This is a genomic window from Methylomonas stagni (genome assembly GCF_050154735.1).
GTDB classification, from domain to species: domain Bacteria; phylum Pseudomonadota; class Gammaproteobacteria; order Methylococcales; family Methylomonadaceae; genus Methylomonas; species Methylomonas koyamae_A.
Genome location: NZ_CP189557.1, coordinates 2347396 through 2371063, shown reverse-complemented (window position 1 = coordinate 2371063; position 23668 = coordinate 2347396). Strand labels below are relative to the sequence as shown.

The 23668-nt window shown below is 56.5% G+C and carries 27 protein-coding genes and 1 pseudogene; 18 read left to right on the top strand and 10 right to left on the bottom strand.

The genetic code is table 11. The features are described 5' to 3' along the window. Positions 1-39: 39 nt before the first annotated feature. The 10 genes from ACP4CD_RS11085 to ACP4CD_RS11040 all read right to left on the bottom strand — a co-directional run bounded on the left by ACP4CD_RS11085 (position 40) and on the right by ACP4CD_RS11040 (position 8456). The gene (locus tag ACP4CD_RS11085) at positions 40-858 is read right to left on the bottom strand and encodes a formylmethanofuran dehydrogenase subunit C (protein WP_426994585.1); all 819 of its coding nucleotides are present in this window, start codon (positions 856-858) and stop codon (positions 40-42) included. Next, positions 855-1751 carry a formylmethanofuran--tetrahydromethanopterin N-formyltransferase gene (gene fhcD / locus ACP4CD_RS11080; RefSeq protein ID WP_426994584.1) on the bottom strand — a complete coding sequence of 299 codons (897 nt, stop codon included), beginning with the start codon at positions 1749-1751 and terminating at the stop codon, positions 855-857. The genes ACP4CD_RS11085 and fhcD overlap by 4 nt, the downstream gene beginning before the upstream one ends. Further along, positions 1748-3412 (bottom strand): formylmethanofuran dehydrogenase subunit A, encoded by a 1665-nt coding sequence (locus ACP4CD_RS11075; RefSeq protein ID WP_426994583.1) that lies wholly within the window; start codon positions 3410-3412, stop codon positions 1748-1750. Before ACP4CD_RS11075 ends, fhcD begins: the two co-directional genes overlap by 4 nt. Positions 3413-3421: 9 nt before the next feature. Then, complete coding sequence (locus tag ACP4CD_RS11070) at positions 3422-4681, bottom strand: formylmethanofuran dehydrogenase subunit B (protein WP_426994582.1); 1260 nt, start codon at positions 4679-4681, stop codon at positions 3422-3424. 10 nt (positions 4682-4691) lie between these two features. Further along, positions 4692-5069: a 4a-hydroxytetrahydrobiopterin dehydratase gene (locus ACP4CD_RS11065; RefSeq protein WP_281022557.1), complete on the bottom strand. Its 378-nt coding sequence runs from the start codon at positions 5067-5069 to the stop codon at positions 4692-4694. Positions 5070-5211: 142 nt separating this feature from the next. Then, on the bottom strand, positions 5212-5595 hold the full coding sequence (locus ACP4CD_RS11060) for a ClpXP protease specificity-enhancing factor (protein WP_064024737.1): 384 nt from the start codon (positions 5593-5595) through the stop codon (positions 5212-5214). After that, positions 5592-6200, bottom strand: coding sequence for a glutathione S-transferase N-terminal domain-containing protein (locus ACP4CD_RS11055; protein WP_197471694.1), 609 nt, complete (start codon positions 6198-6200; stop codon positions 5592-5594). The genes ACP4CD_RS11060 and ACP4CD_RS11055 overlap by 4 nt, the downstream gene beginning before the upstream one ends. Positions 6201-6370: 170 nt before the next feature. Continuing rightward, a complete protein-coding gene (locus ACP4CD_RS11050; RefSeq protein WP_064024739.1) occupies positions 6371-7012 on the bottom strand; it encodes a DUF47 domain-containing protein in 642 nt (213 codons plus the stop codon). Positions 7013-7025: 13 nt separating this feature from the next. Continuing rightward, the gene (locus tag ACP4CD_RS11045) at positions 7026-8024 is read right to left on the bottom strand and encodes an inorganic phosphate transporter (protein ID WP_426994581.1); all 999 of its coding nucleotides are present in this window, start codon (positions 8022-8024) and stop codon (positions 7026-7028) included. A gap of 39 nt (positions 8025-8063) precedes the next feature. Further along, positions 8064-8456, bottom strand: a complete 393-nt coding sequence (locus ACP4CD_RS11040) for a glycine zipper family protein (RefSeq protein ID WP_064024741.1) — start codon at positions 8454-8456, stop codon at positions 8064-8066. Positions 8457-8611: 155 nt separating this feature from the next. Between ACP4CD_RS11040 and rpmH the strand changes: the two genes are divergently transcribed. The 18 genes and pseudogenes from rpmH (at position 8612) to ACP4CD_RS10950 (ending at position 23139) form a co-directional block, all read left to right on the top strand. Next, entirely contained in the window at positions 8612-8746 is a 135-nt protein-coding gene (gene rpmH / locus ACP4CD_RS11035) for a 50S ribosomal protein L34 (RefSeq protein WP_064024743.1), read from the top strand. Continuing rightward, positions 8747-9113, top strand: a pseudogene (gene rnpA, locus ACP4CD_RS11030) (ribonuclease P protein component). Continuing rightward, positions 9095-9316 carry a membrane protein insertion efficiency factor YidD gene (yidD, locus tag ACP4CD_RS11025; protein ID WP_082885318.1) on the top strand — a complete coding sequence of 74 codons (222 nt, stop codon included), beginning with the start codon at positions 9095-9097 and terminating at the stop codon, positions 9314-9316. Before rnpA ends, yidD begins: the two are co-directional and overlap by 19 nt. A 5-nt stretch (positions 9317-9321) precedes the next feature. Continuing rightward, complete coding sequence (gene yidC, locus ACP4CD_RS11020) at positions 9322-11025, top strand: membrane protein insertase YidC (protein WP_426994580.1); 1704 nt, start codon at positions 9322-9324, stop codon at positions 11023-11025. Positions 11026-11030: 5 nt separating this feature from the next. Beyond that, positions 11031-12371, top strand: a complete 1341-nt coding sequence (gene mnmE / locus ACP4CD_RS11015; RefSeq protein ID WP_426994670.1) for a tRNA uridine-5-carboxymethylaminomethyl(34) synthesis GTPase MnmE — start codon at positions 11031-11033, stop codon at positions 12369-12371. A 119-nt stretch (positions 12372-12490) separates the two neighbouring features. Beyond that, positions 12491-14233: a type I restriction-modification system subunit M gene (locus ACP4CD_RS11010; protein WP_426994579.1), complete on the top strand. Its 1743-nt coding sequence runs from the start codon at positions 12491-12493 to the stop codon at positions 14231-14233. A gap of 135 nt (positions 14234-14368) precedes the next feature. Further along, positions 14369-14656: a DUF1778 domain-containing protein gene (locus tag ACP4CD_RS11005; RefSeq protein ID WP_064024751.1), complete on the top strand. Its 288-nt coding sequence runs from the start codon at positions 14369-14371 to the stop codon at positions 14654-14656. Further along, a complete protein-coding gene (locus ACP4CD_RS11000; protein ID WP_426994578.1) occupies positions 14656-15192 on the top strand; it encodes a GNAT family N-acetyltransferase in 537 nt (178 codons plus the stop codon). Before ACP4CD_RS11005 ends, ACP4CD_RS11000 begins: the two co-directional genes overlap by 1 nt. Beyond that, the gene (locus tag ACP4CD_RS10995; RefSeq protein ID WP_426994577.1) at positions 15189-16532 is read left to right on the top strand and encodes a restriction endonuclease subunit S; all 1344 of its coding nucleotides are present in this window, start codon (positions 15189-15191) and stop codon (positions 16530-16532) included. Before ACP4CD_RS11000 ends, ACP4CD_RS10995 begins: the two co-directional genes overlap by 4 nt. Beyond that, on the top strand, positions 16529-17149 hold the full coding sequence (locus tag ACP4CD_RS10990; protein WP_426994576.1) for a hypothetical protein: 621 nt from the start codon (positions 16529-16531) through the stop codon (positions 17147-17149). The genes ACP4CD_RS10995 and ACP4CD_RS10990 overlap by 4 nt, the downstream gene beginning before the upstream one ends. 348 nt (positions 17150-17497) lie before the next feature. Beyond that, on the top strand, positions 17498-17767 hold the full coding sequence (locus tag ACP4CD_RS10985) for a DUF4160 domain-containing protein (protein ID WP_426994575.1): 270 nt from the start codon (positions 17498-17500) through the stop codon (positions 17765-17767). 10 nt (positions 17768-17777) lie between these two features. Beyond that, the gene (locus ACP4CD_RS10980) at positions 17778-18065 is read left to right on the top strand and encodes a DUF2442 domain-containing protein (protein ID WP_426994574.1); all 288 of its coding nucleotides are present in this window, start codon (positions 17778-17780) and stop codon (positions 18063-18065) included. After that, positions 18062-18286: a hypothetical protein gene (locus tag ACP4CD_RS10975; RefSeq protein WP_426994573.1), complete on the top strand. Its 225-nt coding sequence runs from the start codon at positions 18062-18064 to the stop codon at positions 18284-18286. Before ACP4CD_RS10980 ends, ACP4CD_RS10975 begins: the two co-directional genes overlap by 4 nt. A gap of 229 nt (positions 18287-18515) precedes the next feature. Next, the gene (locus tag ACP4CD_RS10970) at positions 18516-18752 is read left to right on the top strand and encodes an AbrB/MazE/SpoVT family DNA-binding domain-containing protein (protein ID WP_281022563.1); all 237 of its coding nucleotides are present in this window, start codon (positions 18516-18518) and stop codon (positions 18750-18752) included. Beyond that, on the top strand, positions 18740-19285 hold the full coding sequence (locus tag ACP4CD_RS10965) for a type II toxin-antitoxin system PemK/MazF family toxin (protein ID WP_426994572.1): 546 nt from the start codon (positions 18740-18742) through the stop codon (positions 19283-19285). Before ACP4CD_RS10970 ends, ACP4CD_RS10965 begins: the two co-directional genes overlap by 13 nt. A gap of 48 nt (positions 19286-19333) precedes the next feature. Beyond that, positions 19334-19597, top strand: coding sequence for a type II toxin-antitoxin system Phd/YefM family antitoxin (locus ACP4CD_RS10960; RefSeq protein ID WP_426994571.1), 264 nt, complete (start codon positions 19334-19336; stop codon positions 19595-19597). After that, complete coding sequence (locus tag ACP4CD_RS10955) at positions 19585-19857, top strand: type II toxin-antitoxin system YafQ family toxin (protein WP_426994570.1); 273 nt, start codon at positions 19585-19587, stop codon at positions 19855-19857. The genes ACP4CD_RS10960 and ACP4CD_RS10955 overlap by 13 nt, the downstream gene beginning before the upstream one ends. Positions 19858-19875: 18 nt before the next feature. After that, entirely contained in the window at positions 19876-23139 is a 3264-nt protein-coding gene (locus ACP4CD_RS10950) for a type I restriction endonuclease subunit R (RefSeq protein ID WP_426994569.1), read from the top strand. Positions 23140-23668 lie beyond the last annotated feature (529 nt).

Sequence of the window (23668 nt, the reverse complement as noted above, 5' to 3'; positions counted from 1 at the left end):
TCTCCGGCAAGGAACGAAATCGGCTCGGAGTCTGCGATTTTATAGCTTGACCAACACTTCGCCGCGTCCGGTTTCCGCCATGTCGCCGCCGAAGCGTCTGACCCGGTTGAAAGCGACGCCGTTGTCGGCAAAGCGGGAGTTCAGGGTTTTGAACGACGCGAATAACATGGGTAGAAACGCCAGGGTATGCGAGCCGCAATCATTGAAGGTGGCCGGCAATTGCGGTTGATTCCACAGCAACAAGGTGCCTCTGCGCATTGCATAGCCGGCGTAACGGCCGACCTTGCCCATCACCGCGATCGTGCCGGCCACCATGCGGGAGCCGCAATAGTCGCCGGCATCGCCTTCGACGAGAATTTGGCCGCGGCGCAAATGGTCCCCGCAACGCTGGCCAACGTTGCCCTTGACCAAAACCGTGCCGCCCTTCATGCCTTGCTTGTTGCCGGGCAATGCGCCGCCAACGAAATCGCCGGCATTGCCTTCGATCTGGATCAAACCGTTTTTCATTTCGCAAGCCGCGTAAATGCCGACATCGCCGATCACCGAAATCGTGCCGCCCTTCATCTGCATGCCCAGATAGGCGCCCGCGTCGCCTTGCACGCTGATGCTGCCGCTAGCGAGTTCCTTACCGATGAAATCCAGCTTGTCGGTACTGCCGACGATGCTGATGTCGTCGGGATTGCTGCCGTTAATGTGAAACAATTGATCGACCCGCAGTTTGCGTTTGCCGGACTGCAATTCGATCGCGGCGATCTGGTCCAGGCTCAAACCGGCCAATTTTTGGCAGACCAGCGGCGACATATCTACGCGTTGCACCGGCAGTGGCGTCTCGATCAGAGTGAAGGTCAACGTGGTCATGCCATGATCTCCTGTAGATGGAAGTGGAACGGGCCGAGTTTGCCGCCATAGTTGCCGGCGCTGATGCGCTTAATACCGTTGGCCGCGCCCAGTTCGCAGACCGCTTGAATGCCGACCCGCATCGCCTTGTCGATGTCTTCTTTGGACAAACCGTCGATGACGATTTCCATCACCGACTCGATTTCCGGCGACAGGTCGGTCTTGGTCACGCCCTTCAAGGTCGGGCAGAAGGCATCGTTGGTCGACGCACTCAAGGCTTTGTATTTGGAGCCGACCTTGGAGCCGGAACGCACCACGCCGCCGGGGAAGGGCATGATGACGTTGGGGGTTTTTTTCATCGCGTCGATCGCCGCTTCGCAAGCCGCCAAGGCTTGCGGTTGCGATTCAGCCAATACTAGAAAATTGCCGCCGCCGACCGCATCGACCATGCCGGTGGTGGCTTCGGTCAGGAATTCGCCGTCCATCACCGGTACACGCCAGTAACGCTTGCCGGCGATTTTCTTGGCAATCTGGAAGCCGTCACCGAAAAAGCGCAGATTTTTGCCCAACGGAATCGGCTTGCCGCCTTCAATCCCGGCGAACAGAGCGGATGTCGGTGAAGTCAGTACGCACTGGCCGGCGCGGGTTTCCAATTGCTTGGCCAAGCCCTTACCGCCCATCGCGTAAATCATGATGGATACGCCGGGGCGCCCGTCCGGGGTTTCGTCCGGGCTTAACACCCGTTCGATACCGGCTTCGCAGCCGCAGGCAATCACCGAGGTGGCAAAGCCGGTCATGGCTTGCGCGGAAATCATCGCCCATTTCTCGTTCTGGGCGGTGATGATGGCTCGCGTCGCCTTCATCGGGAAGGCTTCGGCGAAGGTTTTGTCGATGGTTACGCCATTAATGATCATGCTGCACCTCTCAACGGATGCGCCGTCAAACTTCCGCGTCCGTCTTCGCTTATTTCGTCGTCGCTGATTTTAAAGTTGCCCAGTTTCATGGTCAGGTATTTATCGAAATACGGTTTCAACTCGTTTTCTATCGACAGATCGTATTCCGGTTTGACGATGTGGGTGGTGCCCCAGGTGACTTTTACGACTTGGCCATCTCTGACCACCAGTTCGCCGTCCTTAAACACGTAATCCGGCTTGGTAAACATCGCTTGGCGGTCGGCGTTTTCGGTGTAGACGGTGATGTCTGCGAAGTTGCCGGGGCTCAATGCGCCGCGGTCTTTCAAGCCGATAATGCGCGCCGCGCCGGCGCGGGTCATGATGGCGATTTCGCTCAAGCTGTATTCGCGTTCGATCGAAGCCAACGTGGTCATTTTTTGCGCTTCCGGGTGTATCGTCGCCAGCATGTCGTTGCGGAAGCTGCGGTCCATCAGCAAGCGGATCAAATGCGGATAGCTGGTGAACGGCGCGCCGTTGGGGTGGTCGGTGGTCAGGAATATCCGCCACGGGTCTTCGACCAGCAGGAAGATTTCCAAACCGATGGCCCACTGCAGGGCATTGACGAAGTTTTGGTCCTTGTATTTAAACGGCACCACGCCGCAGCCGGCATCGCATTCGATATCCATGCACACCCATTTGTTGGGGCTGGCGAAGCGGTGGTTGGCGTGTTGGCGCATGTTGTCGCCGGAGGCGGTGACGGTTTGGCCGAACAGAATCTGACCGACGTCGGCGCTGATGTTTTTGTTTTGGTTGATCGCTTCGGCAATCTGCGCGGCGCCGGACGAAAATTTGAAATCGCCTTCGGTGCCGTAGCTGTGGAACTGAATGTGGGTCAAGTGCATCGGCAAGCCTTCGATGCCTTGAATCGTGTTCAAAGTGGTTTCCAGGTTACCGGGTACACCTAGGTTGCAACCGTGGACATGCAGTGGATGCGTGATGCCCAGTTCCTTGACTGCGCGGGCCAGGGTTTGCAGGATTTGCCGTGGCGTGACGTCGTAATGGCTGTTTTTCTCGTCCAAATCCAGTTTGCGCTGGTTGAATTTGAAGGCGTTGATGCCGCCGGCGTTGACGACTTTGATGCCTATGCCTTTGGCCGCATTCAAGGTCCAGGCCACGTAATCGTTGACGGCTTTTTGGTCTTTTTTCGCGGTCAGCATCCGCAGCAGAAAGTCGTCGCTGCCCAGCATCACGTAGCCGCCTTTATCGACGATCGGCGTGTCGCCCATTTCCATGTGCGCCTGGCGGGCGTTGATCGGCAGCACGGCCGGTTCGAAACAGGCGGTGTAACCCATTTCGGCGTAACGGTAGCCGGCGACATAGGTGCTGGGCATCGCATGACCGTTACCGGAGCGGGTGACCGGGGTGCGGTGCACCGGGTCCAAGCGGTGGTCTTCCGGCAACAGGGTGCGGGCAATGTTGCCCTTGCCGCCGCCGATGTGCGTGTGCATGTCGATCGCGCCGGACATCACCACCTTGCCGCGCAAGTCGTATTCTTGATCGACCGGCCGGCCGTCTGTTGGCGCATCGACGATGCGGCCGTCTTGAATAAAGAGGTCTTGTTGCTGGCCGGCTACGCCGCTGGCCGGGTCGTAAACGGTGCCGCCTGTGAGTTTTATCAGCATGTCGGTATCCTAAAGGGCTTGTTCAATGGCTTGCAGCACCTCGGCGGTGCTGGGCAGGCCGGAGTCTCTCAGTTTTTTCAGACGAATCGCCACCACGTTGTCCAGTCGGTAAGCGTGGCCGGCATGGTCGATGCCGGGTGTGCCGACGGGGATGAACACATCGGGTTCTTTTTCGAAGGTCATGCCGGAACGGCCGATGACGATGGTCGGTAACGTGGTCCTTGGCGGTTTGGCGTTGACATTGAAAGCGTGTACCCAGATCAAGGCGTCGGCTTCGCCGTTGGCGAGCATGGCTTGGCTGTCGTATAGAAACGGATCGTATTCCGGGTAGCCGCGGGCGAAATTGACCCGCGCCGGATAACCGGTGGTCCAGCCGCAGACTTGGTTGGCGGTTTGATCGCCTTCGCGGCCGCCCAGCGGAAAGCCGGAGCAGCGGGTGCCTTGCAGATTGATATCCTTGACGATGCCGCAGAGGGTTTGCACAGTCAATTCGGCGTGGTCGTAGGCTAGCGCGGCGGCGCCCCAGAGTATTACGCCGTATTGGGCGGTTTTCAGTTTGTCGGCAACTGCTTGCAGATCGGTCACAGCGATGCCGGCCACGTTTTGCGCGAGCACGGGTTGCTTTTTAATCAGCGCGGCCAGCACGGCAACGACATCGGGAAGATCGGCGTCGGCGCAAGTCAGCACGGTCGCGGTTTTGCCGGCGGGCGAGGTCGACGCGTCGCCGGACGGTGCCTTACCCAGGTAAATCACGTCGCGGCTAGCGGTGTTGTCGAGGAACATGGATTGTTCGTTCCACAAATAGCGTTCGAAGAAGCGCGGCGCGAACGCCTCGAGGTCGGTACCGACGATCAGCAGAACGTCACAACGGTTTTTCAATTCGGCCAGCGTGGTATTCATCCAGCCGGAATCCTGCAGCGCCAACAAGTTACGGCGGGCGGCCGGGAAATTGACGTTATCGACTACCGCGCCGGATTTGTCGGCCAAGGCCAGCAAGCCGCGCATGCCGTTCACGTCGGTGGCGCAGCCGGCGATGACCGGTTGCTTGGTGTCGCGCAACAGCGCCGCTGCCTTGGCAACCGCTGTATCTAGATCAACAGCCTGGCCGCCAACACGCGGCGAGGTGTCGGTGATCGGCTGCTCAAAGCCCGGCGTGTTGACCGCGCAACCGTTAGCGGCTACTTGCAAGCTTAAGCCATCCACCCGGATCGCCAAGTCGTCGGTGCCAATACCGCAGAACGGGCTGGGTACCTCGGTGATTTCAGTCATCGTGCTGTCCTCAGTCTTTTTTAATGTATTTGAAACGCGGGTCGTCCGGCGTACCTTCGAAAATACCGCCGGATTCGGCGGCGGCATCCCATTGCACGACGTCCTCGATTTTTTTCGCCAGCGCGAAATCCTTGTCGGTAACGCCCTTGGCGGCGTGAGTGACCAGTTTGACGATCACGAACGCATAGGAAACTGTCAGGTCCGGGTGGTGCCAGGCTTTTTCCGCCAAATGGCCGACAGCGTTGACGACCATCAATGTCGCTTTCCAGCCGGAGGTCTTGTACTTGCGGCGTATCCAGCCGTTTTCGTAATACCAATGCGGCAGTTCGCGTTGCAAACGCTCGACGATTTCGGCGTCGCTAAAAACTTTGGGCGTGTCGTGCGTCATCACAGCTCCCCGTCGAAACTAGCCCGGCATTCTATCGCACCGTGTTAAGCGTGTCTTTAGCCGAATCGCCCGAATTCCGAGGGGGCGCGGCACTATCGGACGTTGCTGGAACGCGGGGCGGCGAGCGCGGCTTGGCCGGATGCTATTTCACAACCCGCAATTGCGGACGCTGCGGCGGTGTCGGTTCAGGGGCGCTGGGCGGCGTTTCGTCGTCTTGATCTTCCGGGTCGAAGACCATACCCTTGCCGTTTTCCTTCGCGTAAATCGCCAGCACCGCCTTGGTGGGTACCACAATGTGCATGGCCTTGCCGGAAAAGCGGGCGTTGAACTGGACTTCCTCGTTACCCAGGGTCAAGCCTTGTATGGCTTCGGGGCGAATATTCAGGACGATGCGGCCGTCCTCGACGAAGTCGGTGGGTAACACGACGCCGGGGTGTTCGGCGTTGACCAATAGATGGGGTGTCAGACTATTATCCAAAATCCATTCGTAAATGGAGCGGATCAGGTAGGGTTTTAGTGGCGTCATTTGGTTTGGCTTTGCATGAGTTCTTTTTCGTCGTGGCTGAGGCTGTCCTGAAAGGCCTTGCGCGCGAATAGCCGGTTGGCGTAAGCGGTGATACCCTTGCCTAGCGAGCTGATGTCGATGCCGACGCTGCCCAGGCGCCATAAAAAAGGCGCCATCGCGCAATCGATCAGCGAATAGTCCTCGCCCATGAAATAGGTGGTGGCATCGAAAACCGGCGCGGCCGCCAGCAGACTTTCCCTAAGAACTTTCTTGGCTTTGGCGGCGCGTTTGTCGCCTTGCAGTTGCGCTTCCTCGAGCATTTGATACCAATCCTGATCGATGCGTTTGATCAGCATTCGGGCGTTGGCGCGGGAGACGGGGTCCATTTGATGCAAGGCCGGGTGTGGAAAACGCTCGTCCAGATATTCCATGATGATGCGGGCGTCGTACAGCACCAGATCGCGCTCCACGAAGGTGGGGGCATTACCGTTCGGATTGAGTTCCAGCAGGTCTTCGGGCGGGTCGGTCGGATCGAAATATTCGATGTCGGCGGGAACGCCTTTTTCGTGAACAACGAGGCGGGCGCAATGGCTCATGATGCAATTCGGCGAGCTAAAAAGAGTCATTGCGGATTTTCGGCTGCTAATGTTTGCCACGAAGTGAACCTCATTAATTGAACACGATTCTAACCGCCGGAATTGTAGCATGGTTGCCTGGCGAATTGTGGCGGCCCCAGGGCGCCGGGCGGGCGTCGAGGCCAGGAAATTTCCGGCTTCGGCGCTGGCGGAGGCGGGCGTTAGCCCAGCTTGACGATGATGTCTTCGAGGATGTTGGCGGTCGCGTGGACCCGGTCGGCGGCGTTGGACAGGTGGCGGTATAGTTCGCGACGCTTGAACATGTCCAGATAGTCCTGGCCCTGAAACAATTCGGCAATGGCTTTGCGGTACATCTTTTCGACCCGGCGTTCGGAATGACGCGCGGCGAACGCGTGCGTTTCGGCGTCGCGCGGGCGCTTGCCCAATACCGCGAAGCCCTGCTCGAGGGCTTTGATGCCGATCTGCAATTCCGCGACCATCGCCTTCGAATAATCGTCGGGATTCAATTGCAGAGCCTCCATCTCGTTATAGGTGCTCTTGCAATAGGTCACGATGTTGTCGAGCGCGGCGATGGCCCGGTAAATGTCTTCGCGGTCTATCGGGGTGGCAAACGAACTGTTCAATTCGTGCAAATTACGCATTCGGATTCGGTCGGCATCGTGCTCGTCCTTTTTCAGCATTTCGTCGGCTTGCGGGTTTTCCTCGTTCATGTAGCGGACCAAATTGTCCACGGTGATGCACACTTGTTGGCATTGCTGGTGCAGTAACAGGTAGAAGTCGGCGGTTTTCGGAAAAATGCGCTGAAACAGCCGCGCGGCTAAACGGTTTTGCGAGTCGGACATGTCGGTAAGAGGGTTAGAGTTGGGCGAGTCGGCCGATCAACGCGGCCAGTAGCGCCGAGCCGGGAATCGTGATCAACCAGGCCAGCACGATTTCGCCGGCCTTGCCCCAGCGTACCTGTCTAGGCCGGTCCGAGGCGCCGATGCCGGTAATGGCTGACGCGACGACGTGAGTGGTCGAAACCGGCGCTCCTAGCATCGAGCAAGCCGCAATCACCGAGCAGGCGGTCAGTTGCGAGTTCAAGGCGTGTATCGGCCGAATTTTATAGATCGCAAATCCTAAGGTGCGGACGATGCGCCAGCCGCCGGTTAGGGCGCCGGCCGTCATCGCGGTCGCGCAAGCGGCCATCACCCACACCGGCACCTGAAAGGTCGCGATTTGTCCGCTGAGCAGCAGCAACAGAGTCAGTATGCCCATGCTTTTTTGCGCATCGTTGGCGCCGTGGCAGAACGCCAAGCCGGCGGCGGTCAGCCATTGGGCTTGGCACAGGCGGCGGTTGATGGACGGATGGGCGGCGCGCAGCAGGAACATCGTAGCGCGCTGCAGCGCGAATCCGACCGCGAAACCCAGGAACGGCGACAGAAACAGTGCCAGCAATACCTTGGCGAAGCCTTGGATGCGGCCGTGGAGGAGGGCTGCGATTCCCCAGTCCATCGGGATCGGCTCGGAGGCGGCCAGGGCCGCACCGATCAAGCCGCCTACCAGCGCATGCGAGGATGACGACGGTAGTCCGCGCCACCAGGTGAAAAAATTCCACGCCACCGCCGCGGCCAATCCGGACAGAACGGCGGTCAGGCCGACCGGGCGCGGCGGCACGGACAAATCCAGCAAAGAACCGACGGTATCGGCGACGGCGGTGCCGCCCAGCAACGGGCCGAGAAATTCGAAGATAGCGACCAATAACATGGCCTGAAGCGGTGTCATCGCTCTGGAAGCGATGACACCGGAAAGGATGTTGGAGGCGTCGTGGAAGCCGTTGGTGTAATCGAACGCCAGAACGACGCCGATGGCCACGGCGACAACGGGTAAGTAAGCCTCCAAGTAGCGAGTGGTTTAGTTGAGGACGTTATGGCCGCGCTGTCTCAGGCAGCTGCGGTAAGCGTTTTTGTAACGGTCGTCGGACTGAACGCCTTGCATCGCGCCGCCGCCGATGCCGCCCGCCGCCGCGCCGATCGCCGCGCCGGCGCCGGGGTTACCGGTGACCGCGCCGATCGCCGCGCCGCCGGCCGCGCCGAGTAAACCGCCCACGGCGACTCCGGTTGCGGTATCCTTTACCGCCGGGGACGATTGCGAAGCCAGTTGCTGGCACTCCTGCATGTCCTGGTTGAGCCGCGCGGCGTTGGGGTCGTTATAAGTATCCACGGTCGGCGTCCAGCCGGTCGCGGTGGCGCAAGCCGTCAATACAAACGCGGAAGCCGCGATTGCGGCGAACGATAAGTTTTTCATGATTTGGACTCCCTGAGTCGCTGATGGTGACAGACCAAAAAGAGCGTAGCCGATTTTGGATGGTTTGGGAATCCGACACGGCAAATTGACAGTGGTTCGTTTCATCACGTATGATTCGCAGCCTTTTTTATCCGTTTTATCCCGAGGCAATAACTATGAAAAGAACTTACCAACCCAGCAAAATCAAACGCGTCAGAACTCACGGTTTCCGCGCCAGAATGGCTACCGTCGGCGGCCGCAAAGTGTTGAATGCGCGCAGAGCAAAAGGCCGCGCATCGCTGACGGTTTAATTGTCGGCCCAAGAACACGGTTTTCCCGCTCGGTATCGGTTAGGGACGCCCGCCGAGTATAAAAATGTATTTAGCAATCCCGTAAAGTCGACCGATAAATACTTTACGGTATTGGCGACTTTCAACGGCCTGGCGCATGCGCGCTTGGGCTTGGCGATCGCAAAAAAACAATAAAAACAGCAGTCGCGCGGAACCGCATCAAAAGGGCTGTCAGGGAAAGCTTTAGATTGCAGCGTCAACATATCGTCAGCATAGATATCGTTGTTTTGGCTCGGGGGATGCAGCAAATGCAACCTCGCCGGTATTGAGGAAGTCCTTGGAAAGGCATTGGCTTAAATTGGTAAATCGATGCGATTCCTGCTCATAACCCTGATCAAGGTTTACAAGTACTTCATAAGCCCGTTACTGGGGCCCAGATGCCGTTTTTATCCCACCTGTTCAAGTTATGGCTTGGAGGCGATCCAGCGTCACGGCGCCGCCAAAGGCTCATATCTCACGCTTAGACGATTATTGAAATGCCACCCGTTCCATCCGGGTGGCATCGATCCTGTCCCAGAAAAATTTGAGTAATAACAATGGATAACATTAGATTTGTACTTGTCATGGCGATGTTGATGATCTCCTACATGCTGTGGGAGGCGTGGCAGATCGATTATGGCCCCAAGCCGCGGGCGATCGTTTCCGACAAGCCCATTGTTGCCGGCGACGCCGGGCTGAGCAACGTTCAGCAATCCCCGGATGCGGCGCAAACGCCGGCCGGCCAGCCGACCGCTCAAGCCGTCGCGGCGGACCGGGTCGTCAAAGTCAAAACCGATGTGTACGAGTTGGAAATCGACATCGAGGGCGGTACGCTACGGAATCTGGATTTGCTGAATTACCCGCATGAGAAAACCAATACCGTCGTCCAAAAAGCGTGGGCTTTGATCGGCTTGCCCGCGCCCGAGAAAAATCTGGCCCCGATACGTCTGTTCGACAGCAATCCCGAAAACCTGTTCCTGGCCCAAACCGGTCTGGTCGCCAACCAGAACTCTTCCAGCGCGCCCGATCACCATGCGGTATTCAGCGCCGAGCGCACCGACTATACCTTGGCCGACGGTCAGGACCAATTGACCGTGCCGCTGACCTGGACCAACGAGCAAGGCCTGCGCGTCGTTAAAACCTTTACCTTCAGCCGCGGCAGTTACGCGGTCGACGTCGAACAAAAAATTGTCAACCAGTCCGCGACCGCGTGGTCCGGCCGCCAATACGAGCAATTGTTGCGCGTAGAGCATAGCGATAAAAGCAACAACAATTTTATTCGTACCTACTCGGGCGGCGTGATTTATACCGACAAGGAGAAGTTCAAGAAGGTCAAGTACGAAGAAATGACCGAAGACAACCTGGCCGTGGCGGCGACCGGTGGTTGGAGCGGATTCATTCAGCATTACTTCGCGGCGGCCTGGATTCCGGCGGCGGATCAGGAAAACCATTACTACACCAAGGCGCTGAACGACGCGCGCTACGTGATCGGCTCCTACTCGCCGGATGTGAACGTTCAACCCAATAGCGAAGGCTCGTTCAAGACCAAGTTGTTCGTCGGTCCCAAGATCCAACCGGTCATGGAAGCCTTGGCGCCCGGCCTGGAGCTGACGGTCGATTACAGCTGGCTGACCGTCATCGCCAAGCCAATTTATTGGCTGCTCAACGAAATCCACGGCTACATTGGCAACTGGGGCCTGGCGATCATGGGCGTGACCCTGTTCATCAAACTGCTGTTCTTCAAGCTGTCGAAAGCCAGCTATCAATCGATGGCGAAAATGCGCAAGATTCAGCCGCGCCTGAAGGATTTGCAAGAGCGTTACGCCGACGACAGACAGCGCTTCAACACCGAAATGATGGCGATGTATAAGAAGGAGAAAGTCAATCCGCTCGGTGGTTGCTTGCCGATCATGGTACAGATTCCGGTGTTCATTTCGCTGTACTGGGTGCTGATCGAGACCGTCGAATTGCGCCAGGCCGACTTCGCGCTGTGGATACAAGACCTGTCCGCGCAAGACCCGTTTTACCTGCTGCCCATCGTCTACGGCATCACGATGAAGATTCAGCAAAGTCTGAATCCGGCGCCGATCGATCCGCTGCAGGCACAGGTGATGAAAATGTTCCCTATCGTGTTCACCGTGTTCTTCCTGTTCTTCCCGTCCGGCTTGGTGCTTTACTGGATTTGCAACAACAGTTTGTCGATCCTGCAACAGTGGTACATCACCAAGCACGTGCTTGAAGAAGACGCGCACGCCCATTGAGTCCGATGCGGGACGGCGACACGATAGCCGCCATCGCCACGCCGCCCGGTAACGGCGGCGTCGGCGTCATCCGCATCTCGGGTCCGGCGGCCGGCTCGGTCGCTACCGAGCTGACCCGCAAATCCCTAGCCGCTCCCCGTTACGCCCGTTACGCGCATTTCATCGCCGCCGACGGCACGGTCGTCGACAGCGGCCTGCTGCTGTATTTTCCAGGGCCAAAATCCTTTACCGGCGAAGACGTCGTCGAGCTGCACGGCCACGGCGGTAGCGTGGTCTTGGACATGCTGCTGCGCCGCGTCCTGGCGCTGGGCGCCCGCTTGGCCGAGGCCGGCGAATTCAGCCGGCGCGCCTTTCTGAACAACAAAATCGATCTGGCGCAGGCCGAAGCCATCGCCGATTTAATCAGCAGCGGCACCGAGCAAGCCGCCAGGGCCGCTCAGCAATCGATGCAGGGCGAGTTTTCCCGCCAAGTCAACGAATTGATCGACGAACTGATCGAGCTACGCGTGTACATCGAAGCCGCGATAGACTTCGTCGACGAAGAAATCGATTTCCTCGGCGACGGCGTGGTTGCCCAACGCATCGCCCGATTACAGGACAAACTGGCCGCGATTGCGCGTAGCGCCCGACAAGGCCGCTTGTTGCACGACGGCATGACCGTGGTGCTGGCCGGCAAACCCAATGCCGGCAAGTCCAGCTTGTTGAACGCACTGGCCGGCCATGAGGCCGCCATCGTCACCGAGATCGCCGGCACCACCCGCGACGTACTGCGCGAGCGCATCCAGATCGACGGCATGCCGCTGCACGTCATCGATACCGCCGGCCTGCGCGACAGCGACAATCCGGTCGAGCAGGAAGGCATTCGCCGCGCCCGCGCCGAAATCGCCAAGGCCGACCGGGTATTATTGTTGATCGACAGTACCGATCCCGACGCCGAGCCGGCGCTTAGCGAGCTGCCGGCCAATGCCAGCGTGACCCGGCTTTACAACAAACTAGACTTGCTCGGCGGCGAGCCTAGCCTGGTCGAGACCGCCGCCGGTTGCGAAATCCGCTTGTCGATCAAGACCGGCGCCGGGTTGGACTTGCTGAAGACGCATTTAAAACACAGCATGGGCTTCGTCGAAGGCGGCGACGGCGCCTTCGCCGCCCGCACCCGCCATCTAAGGGCCTTGCAACTTGCCGAGCAAGCCGTCGCCAACGCGGCCGCGCAACTCCAGGCCGCCGCCCACGAGTTGGTCGCCGAGGAACTTAGGCAAGCCCAAGCCAGCCTGTCCGCCATTACCGGCGAATTCACGTCCGACGACTTGTTGGGCGAAATCTTTTCGAGTTTCTGTATCGGAAAATAATGGTGCTCCGCGTCAGTCGGGGAGGCGGCGTTAAAATCGCCGCCTTGGGCCTTTGAATGATTATGGTCAGCGACCCCGTCGGAAACCGCTTTCGGAAATATCAATAAGGACAAGACCCGATGAACCACTCATCCCTTTCCGCCTTGCTCTGGTCGGTTGCCGATCTGCTGCGCGGCGATTACAGACAATCCGACTATGGCAAAGTCATTCTGCCCTTCTGTGTGTTACGCCGTCTCGACTGCGTGTTGGAAGCCACCAAAGACGCGGTATTGACCGAATACGCAGATAAGCGCCAAGCAGGTATCAATCCGGAACCTTTCCTGCTGCGCAAGGCCGGCCAGAGTTTCTACAACACCTCGCCGCTAGACATGAAAAAGCTGATGGGCGATCAGGACCATCTTAAGGAAAACCTGATTTCCTATATCCAAGGCTTTTCGGTGGAGGTCAGGGACATTTTCGAGCGCTTCGACTTTTATACCCAAGTGGACCGCCTCGCCAAATCCGGGCTGCTGTATCTGGTCACGGAACGCTTCGCCCATGTGGATTTGCATCCGGAGCAAGTCAGCAATAGCCAAATGGGATTGGTGTTCGAGGAACTGATCCGCAAATTTGCCGAGATTTCCAACGAAACCGCCGGCGAGCATTTCACCCCGCGCGAAGTCATCAAGCTGATGGTTAGCCTGCTGTTCATCGAGGACGACGACATGCTGGCCAAACCCGGCGTGGTGCGCACCATTTACGACCCGACGGCCGGTACCGGCGGCATGTTGTCGGTCGCCGGCGAATATCTGGAAGAGCATAATCCGCAAGCACGTTTGACCATGTTCGGCCAGGAGCTCAATCCGGAATCCTATGCCATTTGCAAAGCCGATATGCTGATCAAGGGCCAGGATGTCGCCAATATCGTGTTCGGCAATACCTTTTCCGACGACGGCCATCTCCTGAAGAAATTCGACTATATGCTGTCCAATCCGCCGTTTGGGGTGGAATGGAAAAAGGTCGAAAAAGACATCCGCAACGAACACGAAAAGCAAGGCTGCAACGGCCGCTTCGGACCCGGTTTGCCGCGCGTATCGGACGGCTCCTTGTTATTCCTGCTGCATCTGATCAGCAAGATGCGCCAGGCGAAAGACGGCGGCAGCCGTTTCGGCATCGTTCTCAACGGCTCGCCGTTGTTCACCGGCGGCGCCGGTTCCGGCGAAAGCGAAATCCGCCGCTATGTGCTGGAAAACGATTTGGTCGAAGCCATCATCGGCTTGCCGACCGATATGTTCTACAACACCGGCATAAGCACCTATGTCTGGATACTCTCCAACCGCAAACCGGAACACCGCAAAGGCAAGCTGCAACTGATCGATGCCAGCGGCTTCTGGCAAAAGATGCGCAAAAGCCTGGGCTCCAAGCGCAAGGAATTGTCGGACGAGCATATCGCCGAAATCACCCGTTTATTCGGGCACTTCATCGAGGCCAGTGATGGCAAGAAGCCAATTTCCCTTATCTTCAAGAACAGCGATTTTGGCTATCGCACCATCACCGTCGAACGGCCGTTACGCGATGAAAACGGCGACATCGTTATCGGCGCCAAAGGCAAGCTAAAAGGCAAGCCGCAACCGGACTCCAGCCTGCGCGACACCGAAAACGTGCCGCTCAATGAAGACGTGGAAAGCTACTTCAAGCGCGAAGTGCTGCCGCATGCGCCGGATGCGTGGATAGACCACGATAAAACCAAGATCGGCTACGAGATCCCGTTCAACCGGCATTTCTATGTGTTCGAGCCGCCGCGCGACTTGGCCGCGATCGATGCGGACCTCAAACAATGCACGGACCGTATCAAGGCAATGATTGAAGGGCTATCGGCATGACGATCGATCGCGCGTTTTAATGCGCGGCGGATTGAGGATTACGCCTTCGCCCTGACCGGCAGTTTCACGCAAAATAGATACATGATGTGTATCTTGCTGGCGTATCATGTCGGTTCGTTATCTTGAGGTATTTTTATGGCCCATCGCGCATCCAACCCCGACAGCCCTACTCATGCCGTCAACCTGCGGGTTCGCGGCGACGTCCGCGCCTTGATCGATCAAGCCGCCAAGGCGCAAGGAAAAACCCGCTCCGACTTTATGATCGATGCCGCACGTCGCGCGGCGGAAGAATCGTTGCTGGACCAAGCGCTGGTTCGCGTCGATTGGGAGACCTACCAACAGTTCCTGCAAGTGCTCGATCAACCCGCCACCGGCGAAGGGTATGACCGCCTGATGGCGGCGCGCAAACCCTGGCAAGCCTAGTGCTGTCGCCGCCGACCTTGCTGACGGTCGAGCATCGACGGCATGACTTCGCTTGCGGCGTCGATGCCCTCGACGACTGGCTGAAGCGCCGGGCGCTATCCAACCAATTCAGCGGGGCATTGCGCACCTATGTCGTTACCGACGAGTCAAGGATTGTCGGCTATTACTGCCTGGCTTCCGGCGCGATGGTACTAAATCATGCACCTCCGGCGCTCAAGCGCAATATGCCCGATCCCGTGCCGATGGCGATTCTGGGCCGCTTGGCCGTCGATTTCGCTTGGCGGGGCCGGGGGCTGGGTGTGGCTTTATTGCAAGACGCGGTGTTGCGCACCCTGCGCGCGGCCAGCATTGTCGGCATCCGCGGCCTGCTGGTTCATGCACTGTCGGAACCGGCCAAGGCCTTTTATCAACACCACGGCTTCGTCGCTTCGCCCACCCAGCCCATGACCTTGATACTCTCGCTGAAACATCCGTTAAACTCGGCCACCACGGAGGCGAGCGCCGACCAACAGTCAATCAAGGATGGCCCGGCATGAGTTTTCCGCGTTACCCGGAATATAAGGACAGCGGCATCGAATGGTTGGGCGAGGTGCCGGAGCATTGGGAGGTTAAGCGGCTTCGTTTTGTAGCTCAATTGAATCCATCAAAAAGTGAAGCGGCCAAACTCGATCGGGAAACTGAAGTTTCGTTTCTTCCTATGGAAGCAGTTGGTGACGATGGCTCCCTTAATCTTGATCGCACTCGCTCAATTGGCGACGTTGAAACAGGATATACCTATTTTCGCGAAGGCGATGTAACCATAGCAAAGATCACCCCATGTTTTGAAAATGGTAAGGGCGCGGTTATGCGCGGATTGTTGGAAGGAGTTGGCTTTGGGACGACTGAGTTGATAGTCGCAAGGCCCCTACCATCCGAAACAACAAGTGATTATTTGCATTGGTTATTCATTTCAACAACATTCCGAAAGCGCGGTGAGGCATCAATGTATGGCGCTGGTGGGCAGAAACGTGTGCCTGACGATTTCGTTCGGAATTTCGAAATTGCTTTCCCTGCCATTCAAGAACAACAAACCATCGCCGCCTTCCTCGACCGTGAAACCGCCAAGATCGACGAGCTGATTGCCGAGCAGCAACGGCTGATCGAACTGCTGAAGGAAAAGCGGCAGGCGGTGATTTCCCACGCCGTCACCAAAGGCCTCAACCCTGATGCGCCGATGAAGGATTCCGGCATAGCATGGCTGGGCGAGGTGCCAGCGCATTGGGAGGTTAGGAAGCTAAACTCATTCAGCACCAAAATTACAAATGGATATGTCGGGCCAACGCGAGATATTCTTGTTGAAGACGGTGTTCCTTATGCACAGGCGACACATATTAAAGGTGGAAAAATTCTTTTCGATGGCGCTTACTTCGTCACAAGGGAATGGAGCGAAGCACACGCTAAGTCAATACTGAGCTTAGGAGACGTTCTGATTGTCCAGACTGGAGCAGGAACGGGCGATATAGGCCTTGTATCTGAGAATGAAATTGGCTTTAACTGCCATGCTTTAATCATTGTGTCGGTCGATAACACTGTAATGTATGGAGAATTCCTGGCTGCGCTTTTGCAGTCTACTTACGGAAGAGAAACTTTGTCTTCGATTCAAACGGGAGCAATGCATCCACATTTAAATTGTGGCGAAGTTAAGTTTATTATCCTTCCGGTGCCGCCGATTGAAGAACAAACCTTAATTGTTCATCAAATATCATCGTGCATAAGTCAGTATGATTCTCTTACTGAAGAAGCAATTAAGGCTATCGATCTGCTGAAAGAACGCCGCACCACGCTGATTTCGGCCGCCGTCACAGGCAAGATTGATGTCAGAGGATTTTGTGCATGATTGAACAGATTGATCCGCTAAATATAAAAGCTGACCGCACGAATAATCCATTAACTTTGATTTGGGCGGGACCTCAAAGTCCTGCACAACTGTATTCTTTTTCCCATTTCTTTGAATGGCAAGCGTTTATTTCTAATCTGGGGTTAAATTGCCCAGTACCTTTAAACACAGTGAGGCCAAAGTTTGAACGGGCCCAAAGTCTGTATTTACTGGGCTGGATTTGCCAAGATGTTATCAAGGCTGGTGAATTAGCCGCTTTATCTGCACTGGAACTGGCACTCAAGGATGTATATATGAGCGCCTATAAGAAAATAAATCCGAAAAATCCAATAAATTCGTTTTTAAAACCTGGCCTTAAATATATGGTTGAACATGATGGGCTTGTGGATGAAAAGCTTCCAATTGTTCAGAAATTTGGGGGCGCTGTTGTTTCAAATCTGTATCGCGAAAAGCCCAATGGTCAAAAAGGCAAGGTTGACCAGGATGGAACGCTTGTGGGTATTAGGAACTCATTGGCTCATGGTGATCCCTTCGACGCTATGCCTTGGGGAAGTTTACTAGAAGTTGTGCGGGATTTGATCGGCTATATGTACCGTAATTTCCCTGAATATCAGTGAGCCATGTCTGTTGTACAGCTCGGACTTCCGCCGCCGTGACCGGCAAAATCGATGTGCGCGGTTTTTCGTAGGTCGGGTTAGGCGCAGCCGCAACCCGACACTGTTCGACGCGGCTTGTCGGGTTACGCTTTCGCTAACCCGACCTACTTTCCGCCGCCGTCACCGGCAAAATCGATGTGCGCGGTTTTTCGTAGGTCGGGTTAGGCGCCGCCGTAACCCGACATTGTTCGATGTGGCTGTCGGGTTACGCTATCGCTTTTATGCCCTTTAGGGTAAACCCGACCTACTTTCCGCCGTCACCGGCAAGATTGATGTAAGATCAGTTTCAATACCCCCGGAGAGTTGACCATGCCCGTGATTTCCATGTTCTACGGCATCATCGTCATGCTGTATTTCTTTGATGACGAACAACACAAACGGCCGCATATTCATGTCCGTTACCAGGGCCAGGAAGCATCGTTTGCCATCGACGATGGCGCCTGTCTGGCAGGCACCTTTCCGCCGGCCAAATTGCGCCTGGTCCAGGCCTGGATCGAAATCCACCGCGATGAATTACTGGCAGATTGGGAGCTGGCGGTAAACGGCGAAGCCCCGTTTCGTATCGATCCCTTGAAATGAGGAGGTGCAGATGATTCCCGAAATTACCGCCGTGCAGGTTCTGCCCACGTATCGCTTGCTGTTGTCCTATATCAACGGCGAGCGCCGTGTGTTTGATGTGACGCCTTATCTGGATCGCGGCGTATTTGTTCGCTTAAAAGATTTCAATTTATTTGCACAGGCGTATCTGGCATTCGGCACAGTCAGCTGGCCCGGCGAGTTGGATATAGCTCCGGAAACACTTTATTTACGTTCCCAACCGCAATCCATGGCTGTTTCACCATCCCCTGACTCAATTGATTCGCGGGTGCAACAATGAGCACCAAAGCCACTATTCAATATTTCGACGATGAATCTGGCGGCGGTTACCATCTGTATGCCGATTGTCTGGACACGCTAAGCATGAAAGACGAAGAATGCCCCATTTATCTGGAGTTGAACGGCGTTGAATTTATCGCCACCTCTCCCGGCACAGTTACAGTGCGCATACCTCATGCCTGGGCTGTCAAACTGGGCCTGATTTCCGACACCTCAACATAAACCGCACATGATGAGCTTGCACAGGGAAGTTTTTCGTAGGTCGGGTTAGGCGCAGCCGTAACCCGACAGTTTGACGCGGCTTGTCGGCTTACGCTTTCGCTTTTATGCCCTTTAGGGTAAACCCGACCTACTTTCCGCCACCGTCACCTGCAAGATTGACGTGCGCGGGCTTGTTTTTCAGATCATTGGTAATGACATTGTTATAACTTTTTTATTAGGGGCTGTAGTCATGCGCACACAGTTAAGAAAAGTGGGTAATTCGCGCGGGGTGATTATCCCGGTCGCCTTACTGGAAGCTTGTGGTCTGGGCGAAGAAGTGGATTTACGCTTGGAAGGCAAAACGCTGGTGATTGAAGCGTTAAAAGCACCGCGCAGCGGCTGGTTTGACGGTTATCAGTCGGAAGCCGATAGCGATGTGCTGGCTGCGTTGCCGGCCGACGAGGCGGACGGCGAATGGGAGTGGTAAAGCGAGGCGATGTGTATTGGGTCAATCTTGATCCGACGGTCGGCACGGAAATCCGGAAAACCCGACCGGCGTTGGTAGTCTCGCCGGACGATCTGAATGCCGTGTTGCCCAGAGTAATCATTGCGCCGCTAACCAGTAAAGGCCAAGCGCTGGGCTGTCGACCGGAAGTGGTTTTTGACGGTCGACCCGTACGCATCTTGCTGGATCAAATCCGTTGCGTGGATAAACGACGCTTGCTCGGCAAAATGGGCGAGATCGAGCCGGCGGCATGGCATCCAGTGTCGATGGAAATGCTGGCCCAAGCCGATCTGCTATCCACCGCCGACATCGGCGAAATTGATGTGGGTACTTACTTTTATCTTGTCAGATTCTCGGCAGTGCTCGTCATTTCGGCAGGGATTGCCGAAATCCAGGCCCCACGGACGGGTCGAAGCTTGCCATCCATGGCACTGGATGCCCGTATCCCGGCGGGCATGGCGGCGTCGCTTAAATCTGACAAAGTAGAATTGCCGATAACTTGTTTTATCGCGTGATGAAGCGCATTATTTAGCGCTGTTTTGCAGGCTGTTTCAGGAGGATTGATGTCTCACATCAGCGCCAACGATTTAAAAACCAAAGGCATTGCCGCCATCGAGGCGGCGTTGAGTGAGTCCCCGGAGGCTATTGTTTCGGTGCGGGGCAAGGATAAATTCGTGGTGATGGAGATTGCTCATTATCACTATCTGCGCGAATGCGAATTGGATGCCGCGATTGCCGAGACCAAAGCGGATTTAGCGGCGGGCCGCTTTACCACGGAATCGGTTGAAGAGCATTTGGCATGGCTTGACCACGCATGTTCCAGCTGATTTTTACCGATCAGTTCAAACGCAAGGAAGTCAGGTTTTTAAAGCGGCATCCCGAACTTAGGCAACAATACGCCAAAACGGTGATGTTGCTCGCCGCTAACCCCCATCATCCTTCTTTACGCTTACACCCATTGCAAGGAAAACTGGCAGGCTTGCATTCGGCGTCTATCAATCTTTCTTATCGCATTACGTTGGAGTTGCTGATTCAGGATGGGCAAATCATCCCGGTGAATGTCGGTGATCACGATGCGGTTTACTAATACCTAGCGAGTCTGTCTATGTCCGATCTGCACAAGGAAGTGAATTTCGAAACCGAAATCTGCGAACACCTCGCCGCCTATGGCTGGCTATATGCGCTAGGCGACGCGGCAAGCTATGACCGGACGCGGGCGCTGTTTTCGGAGGATGTGCTGGCATGGGTCAAAGACACCCAGCCGCGGGCATGGGAAGCACTGGAAAAGAATCACGGCGCACAAGCCGGCGAGGTGTTGCTCGGCCGGCTGCGGGATTCCATCAATCAACGCGGCACGCTGGATGTTTTACGCCACGGCATTGAACTGATCGGCTTGCGGCAACCCTTGACGCTAGCCCAATTCAAACCCGCTTTAGCCATTAACCCGGATATTCTGACCCGCTACGCGGCCAACCGGCTGCGGGTGGTACGGCAACTGCGCTATTCGCTGCATAACGAAAATGCTATCGATATTGGCCTGTTTCTGAACGGCATTCCGGTGGCGACGGCGGAACTTAAAACCGACTTCACCCAATCCGTGGAGGATGCGATCGACCAATATCGCTTCGATCGCGAGCCAAGGCCGAAAGGTCAAGGCAACCCGGAACCTTTGCTGTCCTTCCCCAATGGGGCTTTGGTGCATTTCGCGGTCAGCAATAGCGAAGTCTATATGACCACGCAATTGGCAGGCGCGGCCACCCGTTTTCTGCCGTTTAATCGGGGCAATCATGGCGGGGCCGGCAATCCACCATATTCACCCTCACCCCGGCCCTCTCCCGTCGAGGGAGAGGGTGCTACTCCCCGCGCCCCAAGCGGGGCCGGGGGAGAGGGGGAGCAATACGGCCATCGCACCGCCTATCTCTGGGAAGACATTTGGGCGCGGGACAGCTGGCTGGAGATTTTGGGGCGTTATCTGGTCGCGCAAAAAGACCGGAAAAACCAAATTAAGAACATCATCTTCCCGCGTTTCCATCAGTTGGACGGTACTCGCAAGCTGCTGGCCGCGGTGTTGCAGGAGGGGGCGGGCGGCAAATACCTGATCCAGCATTCGGCCGGCTCCGGCAAAACCAATTCCATCGCTTGGTCGGCGCATTTTCTGGCCGATTTGCACTCGGCAACTGCTCCATGCGTTGCCCTACCTTCTGCATCCATGCAGTCGAATGCCGCTCATGAAAAACTGTTCGATACCGTGCTGGTCGTCTCCGACCGCAACGTGTTGGATAGCCAGTTGCAGGAAGCGATTTTCGATTTCGAGCGCACGGCCGGCGTGGTTGCCACCATTAAAGGCGAATCCGCCAGTAAAAGCGGGGAACTGGCGGCGGCGTTGTCGGGCGGCAAGAAAATCGTGGTTTGCACCATCCAGACTTTCCCGTTTGCGCTGAAAGCGGTGCAGGAGCTTGCAGCGACGCAAGGCAAACGCTTTGCCGTGATTGCCGATGAAGCGCACTCGTCGCAAACCGGCGAGGCGGCCGCCAAGCTGAAAGCGGTGTTGTCGGCGGAAGAGTTGCAGGAATTAAGCGACGGCGGCGAAATCGGCACCGAAGACCTGCTGGCCGCGCAAATGGCCAACCGTTCGGCCGAGAGCGGCATCACCTATGTGGCGTTCACCGCCACGCCCAAGGCCAAGACCCTGGAGTTGTTCGGTCGTCGTCCGAATCCGGATTTACCGGCCGGTGCCGATAATCTGCCGGCGCCGTTTCATGTCTATTCGATGCGCCAAGCCATTGAGGAAGGCTTCATCCTGGATGTGTTGAAGAACTACACGCCGTATAAGCTGGCCTTCAAACTGGCGCATGACGGCAAGGAACTGGACGACAAGGAAGTCGAGCGCGGCGAAGCCCTGAAAGGCATCATGCGCTGGGTGCGGCTGCATCCTTACAATATCAGCCAAAAGGTGCAGGTGGTGGTCGAGCATTTCCGCGAAAACGTCGCCCCATTGTTGAATGGCAAAGCCAAGGCGATGGTGGTGGTCGGCAGTCGCGTGGAAGCGGTGCGCTGGCGGTTGGCGATCGATAAATACATTAAAGAAAACGGCTACAAAATCGGCACGCTGGTGGCGTTTTCCGGCGAAGTGAACGACCCGCAATCCGGCGCGGACCCGTTCAGCGAAACCAGTCACGCGATGAATCCCAGCCTGAAAGGGCGGGACATTCGCGAGGCGTTCAACACCGACGACTATCAAATCCTGTTGGTCGCCAACAAGTTTCAGACCGGCTTCGACCAGCCTTTGCTGTGCGGCATGTATGTGGACAAACGGCTGGCCGGCATTGCCGCCGTGCAGACGCTGTCCCGCCTCAATCGTGCCCATCAGGGCAAAGACACCACCTATGTCGTGGACTTCGTCAACGATCCGGAAGACATTCTCGCCGCCTTCAAAACTTATTATGAAACCGCAGAACTCTCGAACGTCACCGACCCGCATTTAGTGTTCGATTTGCGCATGAAGCTGGATGCGGCTGGCTTTTATGATGAGTTTGAAGTTAACAGGGTGGTGGAAGTCGAGTTTAATCCCCATGCCAAGCAAAGCGAATTGGCCGGCGCATTGGAGCCGGTCGTGTCGCGGCTGTTGCTGCGTTACAAAGCGGCACAGGACAAGCTGAAGAGTGCCAAGGCCAACGAAGACGGCAAAGCGGCGGCGGACGCGCAAAACGAACTGGACGCGCTGATACTGTTCAAGCATGACATGACCGCCTTCCAGCGGATGTATGCTTTCCTGTCGCAAATCTTCGATTACGGCAACACCGCCATCGAAAAGCGCTTTATCTTCTACCGGCGCTTGCTGCCGCTGCTGGCGTTTGGTCGGGAGCGCGAAGGCATTGATTTATCCAAGGTTATCTTGACTCACCACAATCTGAAGCGCACCGGCAAACGCGATTTAGCCCTGGAAACGGGCGAGTATAAAAAACTGGAACCGATGAGCGGGGCTGGTAGCGGATCGATTCAGGAAAAGGAAAAAGCCTATTTGGTCGAGATTATCGCCAAGGTCAACGAATTGTTCGAAGGCGATTTGACCGACGAAGACCGGCTGGTTTACGTCAATAGCGTGATTAAGGGCAAGCTGCTGGAATCGCAAATCTTGGTCAAACAGGCGGCAAACAATACCAAGGAGCAATTCGCCAATTCGCCGGATCTTTCAAATGAACTGATGAACGCAATCATCGACGCCTTCGCGGCGCACAACACGATGAGCAAGCAGGCCTTGGATTCGGCGCGGGTGCGCGGCGGTTTACGCGAGATTCTGCTGGGGCCGGCTCAGCTTTACGAGGCTTTGCGCGAACGAGCCGGCGCCGGGATTGCCGGGCGGAGCTAGCCGGACCGAAGCGGTCGGATGGGCTTGGCGGACCGGCGCCGGGCGTCGTCGGCGTCAGGCGGGTTTGGGACCACGTCTTGCCGATATTGCGCGCATTTCGCCGCATGGCGAAGCCCGGAACCCACCCCGGTCTCCCGTTAAAATGTCGCGCTTCAGGTGATGGGTAGGGCTCGAAGGTCTTTCTCTACTGAACGCAACGCAAAAAGCAATACTCGCAAGGCTCCGAGAGTCGCGCGTAATGCTAATAGCCTTGCGCGCAACGCAAAAAGCGATACTCGCAGGGCTCCGAAAGTTGCGCGTGATGCTAAAAGCCTTGCGCGCAACGCAAAAAGTAATACTCGCAAGGCTCCGAGACTTGCGCGTGATGCCAGAAGCCTTGCGCGCAACGCAAAAAGCGATACTCGCAAGGCTTCGAGAGTTGCGTGTGATGCTAAAAGCCTTGCGCGCAACGCAAAAAGCAATTCTCGTAAGGCTCCGAGTATCTCGCGTGCCACTAAAAGCCTTGCGGCTTAGGCTGTTCGATTCGGAC

Excerpts from the sequence above, each read along its gene's own strand:
- ACP4CD_RS10980 (WP_426994574.1), top strand. The coding sequence starts at position 17,778 with ATGATTCCCGAAATTACCGCCGTGCAGGTTCTGCCCACGTATCGCTTG.
- yidC (WP_426994580.1), top strand. The coding sequence starts at position 9,322 with ATGGATAACATTAGATTTGTACTTGTCATGGCGATGTTGATGATCTCC.
- ACP4CD_RS10950 (WP_426994569.1), top strand. The coding sequence starts at position 19,876 with ATGTCCGATCTGCACAAGGAAGTGAATTTCGAAACCGAAATCTGCGAA.
- ACP4CD_RS10955 (WP_426994570.1), top strand. The coding sequence starts at position 19,585 with ATGTTCCAGCTGATTTTTACCGATCAGTTCAAACGCAAGGAAGTCAGG.
- ACP4CD_RS11005 (WP_064024751.1), top strand. The coding sequence starts at position 14,369 with ATGGCCCATCGCGCATCCAACCCCGACAGCCCTACTCATGCCGTCAAC.
- yidD (WP_082885318.1), top strand. The coding sequence starts at position 9,095 with ATGCGATTCCTGCTCATAACCCTGATCAAGGTTTACAAGTACTTCATA.
- ACP4CD_RS11040 (WP_064024741.1), bottom strand. The coding sequence starts at position 8,456 with ATGAAAAACTTATCGTTCGCCGCAATCGCGGCTTCCGCGTTTGTATTG.
- ACP4CD_RS11055 (WP_197471694.1), bottom strand. The coding sequence starts at position 6,200 with ATGACTCTTTTTAGCTCGCCGAATTGCATCATGAGCCATTGCGCCCGC.
- ACP4CD_RS11070 (WP_426994582.1), bottom strand. The coding sequence starts at position 4,681 with ATGACTGAAATCACCGAGGTACCCAGCCCGTTCTGCGGTATTGGCACC.
- fhcD (WP_426994584.1), bottom strand. The coding sequence starts at position 1,751 with ATGATCATTAATGGCGTAACCATCGACAAAACCTTCGCCGAAGCCTTC.
- ACP4CD_RS10975 (WP_426994573.1), top strand. The coding sequence starts at position 18,062 with ATGAGCACCAAAGCCACTATTCAATATTTCGACGATGAATCTGGCGGC.
- ACP4CD_RS10985 (WP_426994575.1), top strand. The coding sequence starts at position 17,498 with ATGCCCGTGATTTCCATGTTCTACGGCATCATCGTCATGCTGTATTTC.
- mnmE (WP_426994670.1), top strand. The coding sequence starts at position 11,031 with ATGCGGGACGGCGACACGATAGCCGCCATCGCCACGCCGCCCGGTAAC.
- ACP4CD_RS10995 (WP_426994577.1), top strand. The coding sequence starts at position 15,189 with ATGAGTTTTCCGCGTTACCCGGAATATAAGGACAGCGGCATCGAATGG.
- ACP4CD_RS11050 (WP_064024739.1), bottom strand. The coding sequence starts at position 7,012 with ATGTCCGACTCGCAAAACCGTTTAGCCGCGCGGCTGTTTCAGCGCATT.
- ACP4CD_RS11065 (WP_281022557.1), bottom strand. The coding sequence starts at position 5,069 with ATGACGCACGACACGCCCAAAGTTTTTAGCGACGCCGAAATCGTCGAG.
- ACP4CD_RS10960 (WP_426994571.1), top strand. The coding sequence starts at position 19,334 with ATGTCTCACATCAGCGCCAACGATTTAAAAACCAAAGGCATTGCCGCC.
- ACP4CD_RS11075 (WP_426994583.1), bottom strand. The coding sequence starts at position 3,412 with ATGCTGATAAAACTCACAGGCGGCACCGTTTACGACCCGGCCAGCGGC.
- ACP4CD_RS11060 (WP_064024737.1), bottom strand. The coding sequence starts at position 5,595 with ATGACGCCACTAAAACCCTACCTGATCCGCTCCATTTACGAATGGATT.
- ACP4CD_RS11085 (WP_426994585.1), bottom strand. The coding sequence starts at position 858 with ATGACCACGTTGACCTTCACTCTGATCGAGACGCCACTGCCGGTGCAA.
- ACP4CD_RS10965 (WP_426994572.1), top strand. The coding sequence starts at position 18,740 with ATGGGAGTGGTAAAGCGAGGCGATGTGTATTGGGTCAATCTTGATCCG.
- ACP4CD_RS10990 (WP_426994576.1), top strand. The coding sequence starts at position 16,529 with ATGATTGAACAGATTGATCCGCTAAATATAAAAGCTGACCGCACGAAT.
- ACP4CD_RS10970 (WP_281022563.1), top strand. The coding sequence starts at position 18,516 with ATGCGCACACAGTTAAGAAAAGTGGGTAATTCGCGCGGGGTGATTATC.
- ACP4CD_RS11010 (WP_426994579.1), top strand. The coding sequence starts at position 12,491 with ATGAACCACTCATCCCTTTCCGCCTTGCTCTGGTCGGTTGCCGATCTG.
- rpmH (WP_064024743.1), top strand. The coding sequence starts at position 8,612 with ATGAAAAGAACTTACCAACCCAGCAAAATCAAACGCGTCAGAACTCAC.